The 14,235-nt window shown below is 64.4% G+C and carries 15 protein-coding genes and 1 riboswitch; of the genes, 11 read left to right on the top strand and 4 right to left on the bottom strand.

All coding sequences use genetic code 11. The annotated features are described in order from the left end of the window. The first annotated feature begins 84 nt into the window (after positions 1-84). Positions 85-1,059 (top strand): sensor domain-containing diguanylate cyclase, encoded by a 975-nt coding sequence (locus MOE34_RS04055; RefSeq protein WP_242221255.1) that lies wholly within the window; start codon positions 85-87, stop codon positions 1,057-1,059. A 46-nt stretch (positions 1,060-1,105) separates the two neighbouring features. Here the strand turns inward: MOE34_RS04055 and MOE34_RS04050 are convergent, their stop codons facing one another. The 4 genes from MOE34_RS04050 to MOE34_RS04035 form a co-directional block, all read right to left on the bottom strand. After that, positions 1,106-2,107 (bottom strand): NAD(P)H-quinone oxidoreductase, encoded by a 1,002-nt coding sequence (locus MOE34_RS04050; RefSeq protein WP_242221254.1) that lies wholly within the window; start codon positions 2,105-2,107, stop codon positions 1,106-1,108. Between the two features lie 192 nt (positions 2,108-2,299). Continuing rightward, a complete protein-coding gene (locus MOE34_RS04045) occupies positions 2,300-2,737 on the bottom strand; it encodes an EamA family transporter (RefSeq protein WP_242221252.1) in 438 nt (145 codons plus the stop codon). Continuing rightward, positions 2,734-3,123 (bottom strand): fluoride efflux transporter CrcB, encoded by a 390-nt coding sequence (crcB, locus tag MOE34_RS04040; RefSeq protein WP_242221250.1) that lies wholly within the window; start codon positions 3,121-3,123, stop codon positions 2,734-2,736. Before crcB ends, MOE34_RS04045 begins: the two co-directional genes overlap by 4 nt. A 99-nt stretch (positions 3,124-3,222) precedes the next feature. Further along, positions 3,223-3,286, bottom strand: a riboswitch (Fluoride riboswitch). 63 nt (positions 3,287-3,349) lie between these two features. Next, positions 3,350-3,898, bottom strand: a complete 549-nt coding sequence (locus tag MOE34_RS04035) for an HdeD family acid-resistance protein (protein ID WP_242221248.1) — start codon at positions 3,896-3,898, stop codon at positions 3,350-3,352. Positions 3,899-4,049: 151 nt separating this feature from the next. On the opposite strand from MOE34_RS04035, the gene betI reads away from it, so the two are divergent. The 10 genes from betI (at position 4,050) to cysN (ending at position 14,051) form a co-directional block, all read left to right on the top strand. Continuing rightward, positions 4,050-4,685 (top strand): transcriptional regulator BetI, encoded by a 636-nt coding sequence (gene betI, locus MOE34_RS04030; RefSeq protein WP_242221246.1) that lies wholly within the window; start codon positions 4,050-4,052, stop codon positions 4,683-4,685. A 41-nt stretch (positions 4,686-4,726) separates the two neighbouring features. Further along, entirely contained in the window at positions 4,727-6,256 is a 1,530-nt protein-coding gene (gene betC, locus MOE34_RS04025) for a choline-sulfatase (protein ID WP_242221245.1), read from the top strand. Position 6,257: 1 nt separating this feature from the next. Then, positions 6,258-7,721, top strand: a complete 1,464-nt coding sequence (gene betB / locus MOE34_RS04020) for a betaine-aldehyde dehydrogenase (RefSeq protein ID WP_242221243.1) — start codon at positions 6,258-6,260, stop codon at positions 7,719-7,721. A gap of 18 nt (positions 7,722-7,739) precedes the next feature. Continuing rightward, positions 7,740-8,195, top strand: coding sequence for a hypothetical protein (locus MOE34_RS04015; RefSeq protein ID WP_242221241.1), 456 nt, complete (start codon positions 7,740-7,742; stop codon positions 8,193-8,195). A gap of 2 nt (positions 8,196-8,197) precedes the next feature. Further along, positions 8,198-9,850 carry a choline dehydrogenase gene (betA, locus tag MOE34_RS04010; protein ID WP_242221238.1) on the top strand — a complete coding sequence of 551 codons (1,653 nt, stop codon included), beginning with the start codon at positions 8,198-8,200 and terminating at the stop codon, positions 9,848-9,850. Between the two features lie 121 nt (positions 9,851-9,971). Continuing rightward, entirely contained in the window at positions 9,972-10,274 is a 303-nt protein-coding gene (locus tag MOE34_RS04005; RefSeq protein WP_242221236.1) for a toxin-antitoxin system TumE family protein, read from the top strand. Beyond that, positions 10,249-10,608: a transcriptional regulator gene (locus MOE34_RS04000; RefSeq protein ID WP_242221234.1), complete on the top strand. Its 360-nt coding sequence runs from the start codon at positions 10,249-10,251 to the stop codon at positions 10,606-10,608. The genes MOE34_RS04005 and MOE34_RS04000 overlap by 26 nt, the downstream gene beginning before the upstream one ends. Before the next feature lie 201 nt (positions 10,609-10,809). Further along, positions 10,810-11,562 carry a phosphoadenylyl-sulfate reductase gene (locus MOE34_RS03995; protein WP_242221232.1) on the top strand — a complete coding sequence of 251 codons (753 nt, stop codon included), beginning with the start codon at positions 10,810-10,812 and terminating at the stop codon, positions 11,560-11,562. A gap of 46 nt (positions 11,563-11,608) precedes the next feature. Beyond that, positions 11,609-12,562 (top strand): sulfate adenylyltransferase subunit CysD, encoded by a 954-nt coding sequence (gene cysD / locus MOE34_RS03990; protein WP_242221230.1) that lies wholly within the window; start codon positions 11,609-11,611, stop codon positions 12,560-12,562. 1 nt (position 12,563) lies between these two features. Next, positions 12,564-14,051 (top strand): sulfate adenylyltransferase subunit CysN, encoded by a 1,488-nt coding sequence (gene cysN / locus MOE34_RS03985; protein WP_242221228.1) that lies wholly within the window; start codon positions 12,564-12,566, stop codon positions 14,049-14,051. Positions 14,052-14,235: the final 184 nt, after the last annotated feature.

Raw genomic sequence — 14,235 nt, 5'->3', positions numbered from 1 at the left:
CGATTGCGGCACCGCCACCTTCTGCCAAAAAGAGCGCCGACCACCGGGATGCAACCGGTGATTCTGTCTCGGGAGGGCCGAACGGTGACACGCAGCGAAGGGCATGGCTGGTCGAAGGAAAGCGGGGCGACCGCCGCCGACGCCATTCTGCCGCTTGCCCTGATCCGCGACCGGGCGACGACCGACCTCATCCTCTCCGCTCTCGACGCCTCGGGCGCCGCCTTCGCGCTGTTCTCGCCCGACGACGAGCTGTCCTACGGCTCGACGGCGTTCAAGGCGCTGTTCGGCGTACAGCCCGGCGCGCCCAGCTTCGCAGAGATCATCCGCAACTGCCACCTGAAGGGCATCGGCCCGAAGATGGCGGTGCCGGTCGAGGATTTCCTTGCGGCGGCGCGCGGCAAGCGGCGCAGCAAGCCGCAGCGCAGCTTCGAGATCGACACCAGCGACGACCGCTGGTTCCTCGTCAACGAGACGCTGCTGCCGGGCGGCTGGCTGTGGCATGTCTTCACCGACATCACCATGCTGAAATCCAACGAGCAGGTGCTGCTGCGCGCCCGCGACGCGGCGCGGCTTGCCGCCGACACCGACCCACTGACCGGCCTCGTCAACCGCCGCGCCGCCATGGAGCGGCTGGCCGCGGAAATGCAGGCCGCCTTCCGCAACTGCGGCCAGCTCTCGCTGGCGCTGATCGATCTCGATCACTTCAAGGCGATCAACGACCGCTACGGCCATGCGAGGGGCGACGACGTGCTCCGGCATTTCGCCGCATCCGGGCGGCAGCAGCTTCGCGGCGGGGATATCTTCGCGCGCATCGGCGGCGAGGAGTTCCTGGTGCTGATGCCGGGCGCGGGCCTGCGCGAGGCGACCGAGGCCATCGACCGGCTGCGCCACCACATCGCGCGGGACGAGAACCGTGCGGACCTCGGCTGCGTCTACACGCTTTCGGCGGGCGTCGCGGAATATTGCGGCAACGCGGCCGACGACCTTTTCGAGCGGGCCGACCGGGCACTCTACCGCGCCAAGCATCTCGGCCGCGACCGGACGGAACAGGCGGGCTGAGCCGCCACCGCCTCAATCGCCGGCAGCGCTCAATCGCTGCCCACACTCAATCGAATGTCAGCACGATCTTGCCGATATGGTCGCCCTCTTCCATCATGCGATGGGCGGCGGCGGCCTCGGCATAGGGCATGACGGCGTGGACGACCGGGGCGACGCGGCCCGCCTCCAGCAGCGGCCAGACCTTCGCCAGCAACTCCTCGCGGATCGCCTGCTTTTCCGCCGCCGTGCGCGGACGCATGGCCGAGCCGGTGACGCGCAGGCGCTTGAGCATGATGGGCGCAAGGTTCACCCGTTCCGCCACCGCGCCGCCGAGGAAGGCGATGATCGACAGGCGGCCGTCGCGGGCGAGCGACTTCAGGTTCCGCTCGAAATAGGCCGCGCCGATCATGTCGAGAATGACGTCGACGCCGGCCCGGCCCGTCTCCCCGGCGATCACGGCGGCGAAATCCTCGCTGCGATAGTTGATCGCACGGTTTGCGCCAAGGCCGAGGCAGGCTTCGCACTTTTCCGCCGAGCCGGCCGTGGCGAAGACGCGCGCGCCGAGGGCGGCGGCAAGCTGGATCGCGGTCGTGCCTATGCCGCTGGAGCCACCGTGGATGAGCACGCTTTCGCCCGCCTTGAGCTCCGCCATCATGAAGAGGTTCGCCCAGACGGTGAAGAAGGTCTCGGGCAGCGCCGCCGCCTTCACCGCATCGTAGCCCTTGGGGAAGGGCAGCGCCTGCGTGGCCGGCACCGCGCAATATTGCGCATAGCCGCCGCCATTGGCGAGCGCACAGACCCGATCGCCGACGGCATGGCCGGTAACGCCCTCGCCGAGCGCGACGATCTTACCGGCGATCTCAAGGCCGAGAATGGGGCTGGCGTCCGGCGGCGGCGGATATTCGCCCTTGCGCTGGAGGACGTCCGGCCGGTTGATGCCCGCCGCCTCGACACGCACGAGGATTTCGCCCGGCCGGACCGTGGGGACATCACCCTTCACGACCGTCAGGTTTTCCGGCCCGCCCGGCGCGCTCAGCCCGATATGGAACATGGTCGATGGAACCGGCATGGCTTTTCCTTCCCGCTTGAAGCTGAATGTGAAATCTAGCCCAAAGCCCGAGTCTTTTGAATCGCTTCCGGGCGAAAGCTGACGTTTCGCTAGAGCATTTCCGGTGAATTCCGGCTCGCCGGAAATACTCCAGCGTTTTGTTTTTACCGCATTATCCGACGCCGAAGCGATCCCGCTTCGGCTGGAAATGCTCTAGATCGGCAGCGCCAGCAGCAGGGCGCCCCCGCCGATCATGACGACGGCGACCCAATGGGCGGTGGAAAGCTGCTCGCCGAGGAACAGCACGGCGAAGACGGCGACGAGCACGACGCTCAGCTTGTCGACCGGCGCGACCTGCGCGGCCTTGCCGATCTGCAGCGCGCGGAAATAGCACAGCCACGACGCGCCCGTCGCCAGGCCCGAAAGCACGAGGAACACCCAGCTTCTCAGCGGCACCGTGCCGGGCGCCTGCCAGTTGCCGGCCAGCGTCAGCATGAGGGCGATGGCGAGGAGGATGACAACCGTGCGGATGAAGGTCGCGAAATCGGAATTGACCTCGGTTATGCCGATCTTGGCGAAGATGGCGGTGAGCGCGGCGAAGACGGCCGAGCCGAGCGCCCAGACCTGCCAGGACGTCAGAAGGCCCCTCATGCCGCTCCTCCCGCAAGCATCGCCCGCATCAACCCAAGCCCCGCCGCGACGGCGGCGAGCGACAGGATGACGGAGGCCCCGACATAGAGCGCGGCCAGCCCCGCCTCGCCGCGCTCCCACAAAAGCGCCGCATCGAGCGAGAAGGCGGAGAAGGTGGTGAAGCCGCCGAGCACGCCCGTCGCCAGGAACAGCCGGGCTTCCTGCGGCAGGTGTCCGCGAAAGGCGAAGAAGCCGGCGATCAGCCCCATCAGCAGGCAGCCCAGCACATTGATGACGAGCGTGCCGGCGGGAAAGGCCGTACCGACGAGCCGCGCTGCCAGCACGTTCACCCCATGCCGCCCGGCACCGCCGATGCCCGCGCCGAGAAAGACGATCAGATAGTTCATGTCCGTTGCCTCAAAGTCTGCGTTCGGTTTGCGGACAACAAAAAACCGCCCTCGGGCGGTCGCCAGAAACGCTCCCGCCGTCGACGGCCATCGCTGGCCGGTCTGGCAGGAGCTATCAGCCGGTGAACGGCAGTTGTCGGGGAGCTCCATCCCCATCCCACACCGGAATTTCTAGGCGCTGGCGGGGCGGCTGTCAAACCGCTCCGCCATCCGCGGGACGGGAATGCTACTTGCGCAGCGCAAGACCGAAGGCGATGAGCGCCCAGCCCTGCATGGCAAGGTCGAAGGCGAGGAAGAGGCCGAGCAGCCAGAGGCTGTTGACCGGCCAGCCGAGGATGAAGACGACACCGGCAAGCGTGGTGACGACGCCGCCCGCCATCAGCCAGCCCCAGCCGCTTTCCGGCCGCACGCGCCAGGCCGCGAAGATGCGGAAGACGCCGGCAACGAGGAGCGCCGCCGCCATCAGAAGGGTCAGCACGGCCGAGGTGAGCACCGGATTGACGAAGGCCAGCACGCCGGCGGCAAGGTAGAGAAGCGCGCTCAGCGCCCAGGAGATCGTCTCCCGCCAGGCCTTGACCTGGAAGGCATGGGCGAGATGCACGGCTCCGCCGACGATCATCAGCACGCCGACATAATAGACCGAGGCAACCGTCGCGATGAAGAGATTGACGGCGGCAATGCCGCCGAAGACGAGCAGGACGACGCCGAGGGCGACGAACCAGCCCCATTTCGCACGCACTTCCGAGAGAGGGTTCATTCCGGGAGACAGGACCATGATGCACCTCGAAAAATGAATGAAAACAAAGCCAGCCTAGCACAGAATGGCACGGCCAGGCGACAGCCGATTGCACCGCTTCGCGAACGCCAGATTTTTATTGATTGATCACTCAATTAAAAATATCCTTGACCAAAATCAGGGGAACGCCATGCCGAAGGTTGGAATGGAGCCGGTGCGCCGCAAGGCGCTGGTGGACGCGACGCTACGGGCGGTCGGCGACCATGGCTCGCTGACCGTGACCATGTCGGAGATCGCCCGCCATGCCGGCGTTTCCCCTGCCCTCGCGCATCACTATTTCGGCTCCAAGGAACAGCTCGTCATCGAAACGATCCGCAGCCTGCTGCGCACCCTGCGCGCGGATGCGGTGGCGGCTCTTAAGGCCGCGGCAACGCCCCGCGAGCGGCTTTCGGCGGTCATCCGCGTCAATTTCCAGGCACACCAGTTCGCGCCGGAGACGGTTGCCGCGTGGCTCGCCTTCTATTCGGAAGCCCAGCGTTCGGAAGCGGTCCGGCGGCTGCTCGTCGTTTATGCGCGGCGGCTGAATTCCAACCTGCTTGCCAGCCTGAAGCAGCTTTGCCCGGATGGGCGGGCCGGCGAGATCGCCGACGGGGCGGCGGCGATGATCGACGGGCTGTATCTTCGGCAGGGGCTGAAATCCGCACCGGTCAGCATCGAATCGTCCATCGCGCTGACGGAAGGCTATCTCAATGCACAGCTTGCCGCTGTCGCAGGCGCCGCTTCCGCCGCCGCGCCCCGACGATTGCCCGTCACACGGGAGGCGTAGATTTTTCGCATGCGTGTTTCATTCATTTCAAGGATCAGCCCGTGACCGCCAGCAAGCCGAACATCCTGATCGTCATGGTCGACCAGCTCAACGGGACCTTCTTCCCGGACGGGCCGGCGGAGTGGCTGCATGCGCCGCACATGAAGGCGCTCGCCGCGCGCTCGGCGCGGTTCCGCAACAACTACACGTCCTCGCCGCTCTGCGCCCCTGCCCGCGCCTCCTTCATGGCCGGCCAGCTGCCGAGCCGCACGCAGGTCTACGACAATGCGGCGGAATATATCTCCTCCATCCCCACCTTCGCGCATCACCTGCGCCGCGCCGGCTATTACACGGCGCTGTCGGGGAAAATGCATTTCGTCGGGCCGGACCAGCTTCACGGCTTCGAGGAGCGGCTGACGACGGACATCTACCCGGCCGATTTCGGCTGGACGCCGGACTACCGCAAGCCGGGCGAGCGCATCGACTGGTGGTATCACAATATGGGTTCGGTGACGGGCGCGGGCGTCGCCGAGATCACCAACCAGATGGAATATGACGACGAGGTCGCCTTCCTCGCGAACCAGAAGCTCTACCAGCTCTCCCGCGAGAACGACGACGAATACCGCCGTCCCTGGTGCCTCACCGTCTCCTTCACCCACCCGCACGACCCCTATGTGGCCCGGCGGAAGTTCTGGGACCTCTACGAGGACTGCGCGCACCTGATGCCCGTGGTGGACATGCTGGAGGAACCGGACCCGCATTCCGCCCGCATCCTGCATTCGTGCGACTATGCCAAGTTCGCCATCAGCGGTGAGGACGTGCGCCGCTCGCGGCAGGCCTATTTCGCCAACATCTCCTATCTCGACGAGAAGGTCGGTGAACTCATCGACACACTGACGCGCACACGCATGCTGGACGAGACGCTGATCCTGTTTTGCTCGGACCACGGCGACATGCTCGGCGAGCGCGGCCTGTGGTTCAAGATGAACTTCTTCGAGGGGTCGGCCCGCGTGCCGCTCATGATCGCCGGTCCCGGCGTGACGCCCGGCCTGCACCTTGCCCCCACCTCCAATCTCGACGTGACGCCGACGCTGTGCGACCTCGCCGGCATTTCCATGGACGCCGTGATGCCCTGGACGGACGGGGAAAGCCTGCTTCCCGTCATCAACGGCGCGGAGCGCACGACGCCAGTGCTGATGGAATATGCGGCGGAGGCTTCCTATGCGCCGCTCGTCGGCATCCGCGAGGGCAAGTGGAAATACATCCACTGCGAACTCGACCCGGAACAGCTTTACGACCTCGAAGCCGATCCGCACGAGCTGACCAATCTTGCGACCTCCGACAATCCGGTGATCCGGGCGACGCTGGACGCCTTCCGCCAGATGCGCGAGGCGCGCTGGGACATGGCGGCCTTCGATTCCGCCGTGCGCGAGAGCCAGGCGCGGCGCTGGGTGGTCTATGAGGCACTGAGGAACGGCGCCTATTACCCTTGGGACCACCAGCCGCTGCAGAAGGCATCCGAACGCTACATGCGCAACCACATGAACCTCGACAATCTCGAGGAATCCAAACGCTATCCGCGGGGAGAATGATATGAAAGCCCAACCGAAAGCCTCGCATTTCATCGACGGCGAGTATGTGGAAGACGTTGCCGGCACGCCCTTCGAGAGCGTCTATCCCGCCACCGGCGAGGTGATCGCGCGCCTGCACGCGGCAACGCCGGCCATCGTGGAAAAGGCCATCGCCTCCGCCAGGCGCGCGCAGAAGGAATGGGCGGACATGAGCCCCACCGCGCGTGGCCGCATCCTCAAGCGCGCCGCCGAGATCATGCGCGAGCGCAACCGCGAGCTTTCCGAGCTGGAAACGCTCGATACCGGCAAGCCGATCCAGGAGACCATCATCGCCGACCCGACCTCCGGGGCAGACGCCTTCGAGTTCTTCGGCGGTATCGCCGCGGCGGGTCTCAATGGCGACTATATCCCGCTCGGGCAGGACTTCGCCTTCACCAAGCGTGTGCCGCTCGGCGTTTGCGTCGGCATCGGCGCGTGGAACTATCCGCAGCAGATCGCTTGCTGGAAGGGCGCGCCGGCACTCGTCTGCGGCAATGCCATGGTCTTCAAGCCCTCGGAGAACACGCCGCTCGGCGCGCTGAAGATCGCGGAAATCCTCGTCGAGGCCGGCCTGCCGAAGGGCCTCTACAACGTCATCCAGGGGGATCGCTCGACGGGGCCGCTGCTCGTCAATCATCCTGACGTCGCCAAGGTCTCGCTGACCGGTTCCGTGCCGACGGGCAAGAAGGTGGCGGGTGCCGCCGCTTCCGACCTCAAGCATGTGACGATGGAACTCGGCGGCAAGTCGCCGCTCATCGTCTTCGACGATGCCGACCTCGAAAGCGCCATCGGCGGGGCGATGCTCGGCAACTTCTATTCGACGGGGCAGGTCTGCTCGAACGGCACGCGCGTCTTCGTGCAGAAGGGCATCAAACAGAAGTTCCTCGCCCGCCTCAAGGAACGCACGGAGAAAATCCTGATCGGCGATCCGATGGACGAGGCGACGCAGCTTGGGCCGATGGTCTCGAAGGCACAGCGCGACAAGGTTCTCGACTATATCGAGAAGGGCAAGGCCGAGGGCGCGACGCTGCTCACCGGTGGGGGCATTCCCAACGCCGTTTCGGGTGAAGGCTACTACATCCAGCCGACCGTCTTCGCCGATGTCACCGATGGCATGACCATCGCGCGGGAAGAGATCTTCGGCCCCGTCATGTGCGTGCTCGACTTCGACAACGAGGAAGAGGTCATCGAACGCGGCAACGCCACCGAATTCGGCCTTTCCGGCGGCGTCTTCACCACCGACATCACCCGCGCTCACCGTGTCGTCGACCAGCTCGAAGCCGGCACGCTCTGGATCAACACCTACAACCTCGCCCCCGTGGAAATCCCCTTCGGCGGCTCCAAGCAGTCGGGCTTCGGGCGGGAGAACTCTCTCGCCGCGCTGGAGCACTACAGCGAGCTGAAGACGGTCTATGTGTCCATGGGCAAGGTCGAGGCGCCTTACTGAAAGAGCAGGAAGTGGCAAATGTCAAAGGTCAACGTCTATGTGTTCTCTTCAAAATCGATAACGAACATCTGGGCTGGCTTTGGTGCCAGTACCTGGGCTGTGGCGATTGGGTCCGAGACAACAAATAAAGGCAAAACCACTAAGGCGCAAAAAATGCCTGTCGGATCCTTTGGTTTACTTTACTGCGAACCGTGGAAAGCCTTCACGCTGCCATTTGTGACTTGCTCCGTACCCGAATCTGGGAGCTTTGAAGAAGAAATCTGGGCGGAGCGCTGGATGCTTCCATTCAAGTTCAAAGCGCTCGGAACACCAAGAAAAACGATATCCGGTTCCGATATCCTAGACCTCCCCGGCGTTAGCGGGCGCGGTCTCACCAACTATGCCAATTATCTGACGGTGCAAGGAAACTTCGCATTCCAAGCATCTTCAATCGAAGCTGAAGATTGGCAAGCAATTCTATCGAGGCTGATCTGATCATGCAGAACGCAGACTACATCATCGTCGGCTCCGGCTCGGCCGGCTCGGCGCTCGCCTACCGGCTTTCGGAGGACGGCAAGCATACGGTCATGGTGCTGGAATATGGCGGCTCGGATATCGGGCCGTTCATCCAGATGCCGGCCGCGCTTGCCTGGCCGATGAGCATGAAGCGCTATAACTGGGGCTATCTCTCCGAGCCGGAACCGCATCTCAACAACCGCAGGATCACCGCGCCGCGCGGAAAGGTGCTCGGCGGCTCGTCCTCGATCAATGGTCTCGTCTATGTGCGCGGCCATGCGGAAGACTTCAACCGCTGGGAAGAGCTCGGCGCGCAGGGCTGGGCCTATGCGGACGTGCTGCCCTATTACAAGCGGCTGGAGACCTCGCTCGGCGGCGAGGCGGGCTGGCGCGGCACCAACGGGCCGCTGCATGTCCGGCGCGGGCCTGTGACGAACCCGCTCTTCCACGCCTTCATCCAGGCCGGCCGGGACGCCGGATTCGAGACGACGGAAGACTACAACGGCTCCAAGCAGGAAGGCTTCGGCCTGATGGAGCAGACGATCTACAACGGCCGGCGCTGGTCGGCGGCGAACGCCTATCTGCGCCCGGCGATGAAGCGGCAGAACGTTTCCCTCGTGCGCTGCTTCGCCCGGAAAATCGTCATCGAGAATGGCCGAGCCGTCGGCGTCGAAATCGAGCGCAACGGCAGGATCGAAGTAGTGAAGGCAAACAGGGAAGTCGTCGTCTCGGCCTCGTCCTTCAACTCGCCGAAGCTCCTGATGCTTTCGGGCATCGGCCCGGCGCAGCATCTGAAGGACATGGGCATCGAGGTGAAGGTCGACCGGCCGGGCGTCGGCGCGAACCTGCAGGACCATATGGAGTTCTATTTCCAGCAGGTTTCCACCAAGCCGGTCTCGCTCTATTCCTGGCTGCCGTGGTTCTGGCAGGGCGTGGCGGGCGCGCAGTGGCTGCTCTCCAAGGGCGGCCTCGGGGCCTCCAACCAGTTCGAGGCCTGCGCGTTCCTGCGCTCGGCGCCGGGGCTGAAGCAGCCGGATATCCAGTACCATTTCCTGCCCGTCGCCATTTCCTATGACGGCAAGGCGGCGGCCAAGAGCCACGGCTTCCAGGCGCATGTCGGCTTTAACCTGTCGAAATCGCGCGGCAACGTGACCCTGCGGTCGGCCGATCCGATGGCCGATCCGGTGATCCGCTTCAACTACATGAGCCACGAGGAGGACTGGATCAAGTTCCGCCATTGCGTGCGCCTCACCCGCGAGATTTTTGGCCAGAAGGCCTTCGACGAGTTCCGCGGCCCGGAAATCCAGCCTGGCGACAAGGTGCAGACGGACGAGGAAATCGACGCCTTCCTGCGCGAGCATCTGGAAAGCGCCTACCACCCCTGCGGCACCTGCCGCATGGGCGCCGCGGACGATCCGATGGCCGTGGTCGACCCGCAGACCCGCGTGATCGGCGTCGACGGGCTGCGCGTGGCGGATAGCTCCATCTTCCCGCACGTGACCTACGGCAACCTCAACGCGCCGTCGATCATGACGGGGGAGAAAGCGGCCGACCACATTCTCGGCAAACAACCGCTGGCGCGCTCCAACCAGGAGCCATGGGTGAACCCGCGGGCGGCGGTGAGCGATCGGTAGTCCCATTGCCATAAAGACATCGGGATTACTTCGGTGATCCCGGTGCTGCCTCACCTCGACGTTCCTCTGCTATCCGTTGGTGTAATTGCCAACAAGAGCGCTTGATGGTATAAACACCAACATGCAGGCGAGGCTGATCCTCAAGACCCGGCGACATATCGGCGAGGCCATGTTCGCCGACCTCGTGATATGGCGGGTGCCCGAGCCACTGCGCGGCAGCCGTCACCCCTTCAAGTATCGTCTGGCTTTCGTGGCCGATGGCATCTGCGTGATGCGCTACGACAACGAAGCCGGCAAAGGGGACCACAAGCATATCGGCGCCGAGGAGCAGCCGTATGCCTTTCAGTCTATCGAGAAACTGCTGCTGGACTTTGATGCGGACATGAAAGGATGGATCGATGGAAACGCTGACCGTGAAGATTGAAAGCATGAAGGACGTGATCGCCTCCGCGGTCGATGCCGCGAAGCGGGCAGAGGCTGGCGAGGCCGTCGAGGCTCGATCCGTCCTGTCGTTCGACTCCTGGGAGGCGATGCACCGGACGCTGGCGCCCAAGCGGACGGAGATCGTCATGGCGATGGCTGGCCGGGGTTCGCTCACCGTGCGCGAAGTGGCGAAGCTGGTGAACCGTGACATCAAGAACGTCCACGGGGATCTCGACATGCTGGCGAAGAGCGGCGTGATCGACAAGACCGAAAACGGCTTCTCCTTCCCCTACGACCGGATCCACTTCGAGTTCGACATGGAGGCTGCCGCCTGAGCGCCTATCTACAACCACTCTATTATCTACTAAATTTATAGAATAATATCAAAGCTTTCCCCGGCGGCAGGATTTCTGCCTTGGGGCTGAGATGGAGAGATATTTGCTCTTCGTCCTCACGCTTTGGAAATCCGTTTTGCTGTCTGCCCTCCCCCAAGCCTGCGATAATCCGGCAAATTCTCGCAAAGGCTTGGAAACGGAATGACTGCTCTTACCGGAAACGGGATCGCGGAAGCCCTGAACGACAAACTCGCCGGTCTCGACCTTGCCGGGCGCCTGGCGCTCGTGGCCGAACTTGGCGGGCGTGCCGTCTTCACCACCAGCCTCGGCATCGAGGACCAGGTGATCACCGCCGCCATCGGCACCGACCGGCTTGCCATCGACGTCGTGACGCTGGAGACGGGCCGGCTCTTCAAGGAGACCGTCGATCTCATCGACGAGACCGAGGGACAGTACGGCATCACCATCGCCCGCTACGTGCCCGTGCAGGACGATATCGACGCCTATGCGGCGCAGTACGGCCTCAACGGCTTCTATGAGAGCGTCGAGGCGCGGCATGCCTGTTGCAGCGTGCGCAAGCTGAAGCCGCTTGCGCGCGCGCTCGAAGGGGCATCCTTCTGGATCACCGGCCTTCGCCGCGGCCAGTCCGGCAACCGGGCGGATACGCCCTTTGCCGAATTCGACGCGGACCGCAACCTCGTCAAGATCAACCCGTTGGCCGACTGGGACATCGAGCGCATCAAGGCCTATGTGGCCGACAATGCCGTGCCGGTGAACCCGATGCACGGTCGCGGCTACCCCTCCATCGGCTGCGAGCCGTGTACGCGCGCCATCAAGCCGGGCGAGCCCGAGCGCGCCGGCCGCTGGTGGTGGGAGAACGACGAGAAGCGCGAATGCGGCCTGCACGTCGCCGAGGCTGCCGCCTCCACCATCCCGGCCCCCAGCGCGGCCTGACCCGAACAGCCCTCCCAAGGCATCCCTATCCGGAGTGAAGAGTTTAATGTCCGATATCCGTAACGAGGCGGAAGCCAAGCCGAACGCCACGCCGAAGCCACCGCTCGATCCGCATCTGAAGGCGCTGGAAAACGAGGCGATCCACATCTTCCGCGAAGTCGCCGCCGAATTCGAGCGTCCCGTCATGCTCTATTCGATCGGCAAAGACTCGTCCGTCCTGCTGCATCTCGCGCGAAAAGCCTTCTATCCGGGCCGCGTCCCCTTCCCGCTGCTGCATGTCAACACGGGCTGGAAATTCGCCGAGATGATCGAATTCCGCGACAATATCGTCAAGGAATACGATCTCGACCTGATCGAGCACGTCAACCCGCGCGGCGCGGCGGAGAATGTCACGCCGTTCTCGCACGGCTCGGCGCTCTACACCGACATCATGAAGACGGAATCGCTGCGCCAGGCGCTCGACGCCGGCAAGTATGACGCGGCCTTCGGCGGCGCGCGGCGCGACGAGGAGGCCTCGCGCGCCAAGGAGCGCATCTATTCCTTCCGCACGCCGGATCATCGCTGGGACCCGCGCAACCAGCGCCCGGAACTGTGGAACGTCTATAACGGCATGATCCGCCAGGGCGAGAGCGTGCGCGCCTTCCCGCTCTCCAACTGGACCGAGGTCGATATCTGGCGCTACATCCAGGCGGAGGATATCCCGATCGTGCCGCTCTATTTCGCGAAGAAGCGCCCCTATGTGGAGCGCGACGGCATGGTGATCATGGCCGAGGATCCGCGCCTGGAACTGCTTCCCGGCGAGGTGAAGCAGGAGGGCGTCATCCGTTTCCGCACGCTCGGCTGCTTCCCGCTGACCGGCGCCATCCGCTCCAATGCCGAAACGCTCGACGACATCATCGCCGAGCTGGAGACCGCCACCGTCTCCGAACGCCAGGGCCGCGCGATCGACCGCGACCAGTCCGGCTCCATGGAAAAGAAGAAACGCGAAGGGTATTTCTGAGATGACCGTTTCCGCCACTGCAACCGCCGAGGTTCTTCCGCTCGAAGAACCCGCCCTTGGTCAGGCCCGCGCGATCCGCGATTCCCGCCCGCTTCGCCTCATCACCTGCGGCTCGGTCGACGACGGCAAGTCGACGCTGATCGGCCGCCTGCTCTGGGATACCAAGGCCGTCAAGGAAGACCAGGCCGCCACGCTCCACCGCGACAGCGGCAAGCAGAACGATCTCGGCCTGCCCGATTTCGCGCTGCTGCTCGACGGCCTGCAGGCCGAGCGTGAACAGGGCATCACCATCGACGTCGCCTATCGCTACTTCTCGACGGACCGCCGCTCCTTCATCGTCGCCGACACGCCCGGCCATGAGCAGTATACCCGAAACATGGCGACCGGCGCCTCCACGGCGGACCTTGCCGTGCTGCTGGTCGATGCCCGCGCCGGCATCCTGGAGCAGACGCGCCGCCACGCGACCATCGCCTCGCTGATGGGCATCCGCCAGTTCGTTCTCGCGGTCAACAAGATAGACCTGACGAACTACGACCGCGCCCGCTTCATCGAGATCGTGCACGACTTCAAGGAATTCGCGCTCACGCTCGGCGTCAAGCAGATCACCGCCATCCCGATCTCGGCGCTGAAGGGCGAGAACGTCGTCTATGACGGCCGCGCCTCCATGCCCTGGTATGACGGGCCGACGCTGGTCGAGACCTTGGAAAAGGCCACCACCCGCTCCAACCAGACCGTCGGCTTCCGCCTGCCGGTACAGCGCGTCTCGCGCCCGGGCGAAAGTTTCCGCGGCTATCAGGGCACGGTGGCCGGCGGCTCGGTGAAGCCGGGTGATTCGGTCGTCGTCCTGCCCTCGGGCATGGTCGCGAACGTCACCAAGATCGTCACTTTCGACCTCGTGCGCAACGCGGCCGTGGCGGGCGATGCCATCACGCTCGTGCTGGACCGCCAGGTGGACGTTTCGCGCGGCGACATGATCGTCGCCATCGACAGCCAGCCGATGACCGGCCGCGGCTTCGACGCACAGCTCGTCGCCCTGCAGCCCGATGGCATCGAGCCCGGCAAGCGCTACTGGCTGAAGAGCGGCTCGCGCCGCCAGCGCGTCACCGTCGAGCCGGTGAGCCAGCTCGACCTGAAGTCCTCCAAATGGAACGCGGCGGACAAGCTCGGCATGAACGCCATCGGCAAGGTGCATCTCACCTTCGACGAACAGGCGATCTTCGACACCTACGAGCAGAACCGCACGACCGGCGCTTTCATCCTGATCGACCCCGACACCAACAACACGGTGGCCGGCGGCATGATCACGGGCCGCCGCTCGGAACTCGGCGGCATCCACAAGGACGACCAGCGCGTGCTGCTCTCGCTGCCCGCCGACCTTGCGGAGAAGATCATGGCGACCGAGCTTTTCGCGAATCGCCGGCAGGATGTGGACGTGCGCCACACGAACGCAGGACGGGCAGCGGAGATTCTTGCCGATCTCGACGAGTAAGCCGCTATCCTCATGACACGAAAAGGGGCCTTTCGGCCCCTTTTTTGTCTTTCTGGCTAGAAGAAGAAATACCAGATCAGCAGAACGAGGACGAGCGGAACGCCCATCAGCCAAAGGATAAAAGCCCGAGCCATCGAATTTTCCTTTCCGTCATTGTGTCGATCAGGAAACGCCTGTACCGCTT

It is taken from the genome of Shinella zoogloeoides, from assembly GCF_022682305.1.
GTDB classification, from domain to species: Bacteria; Pseudomonadota; Alphaproteobacteria; order Rhizobiales; family Rhizobiaceae; genus Shinella; species Shinella zoogloeoides_B.
This window is presented reverse-complemented; position numbering and strand designations above follow the sequence as displayed.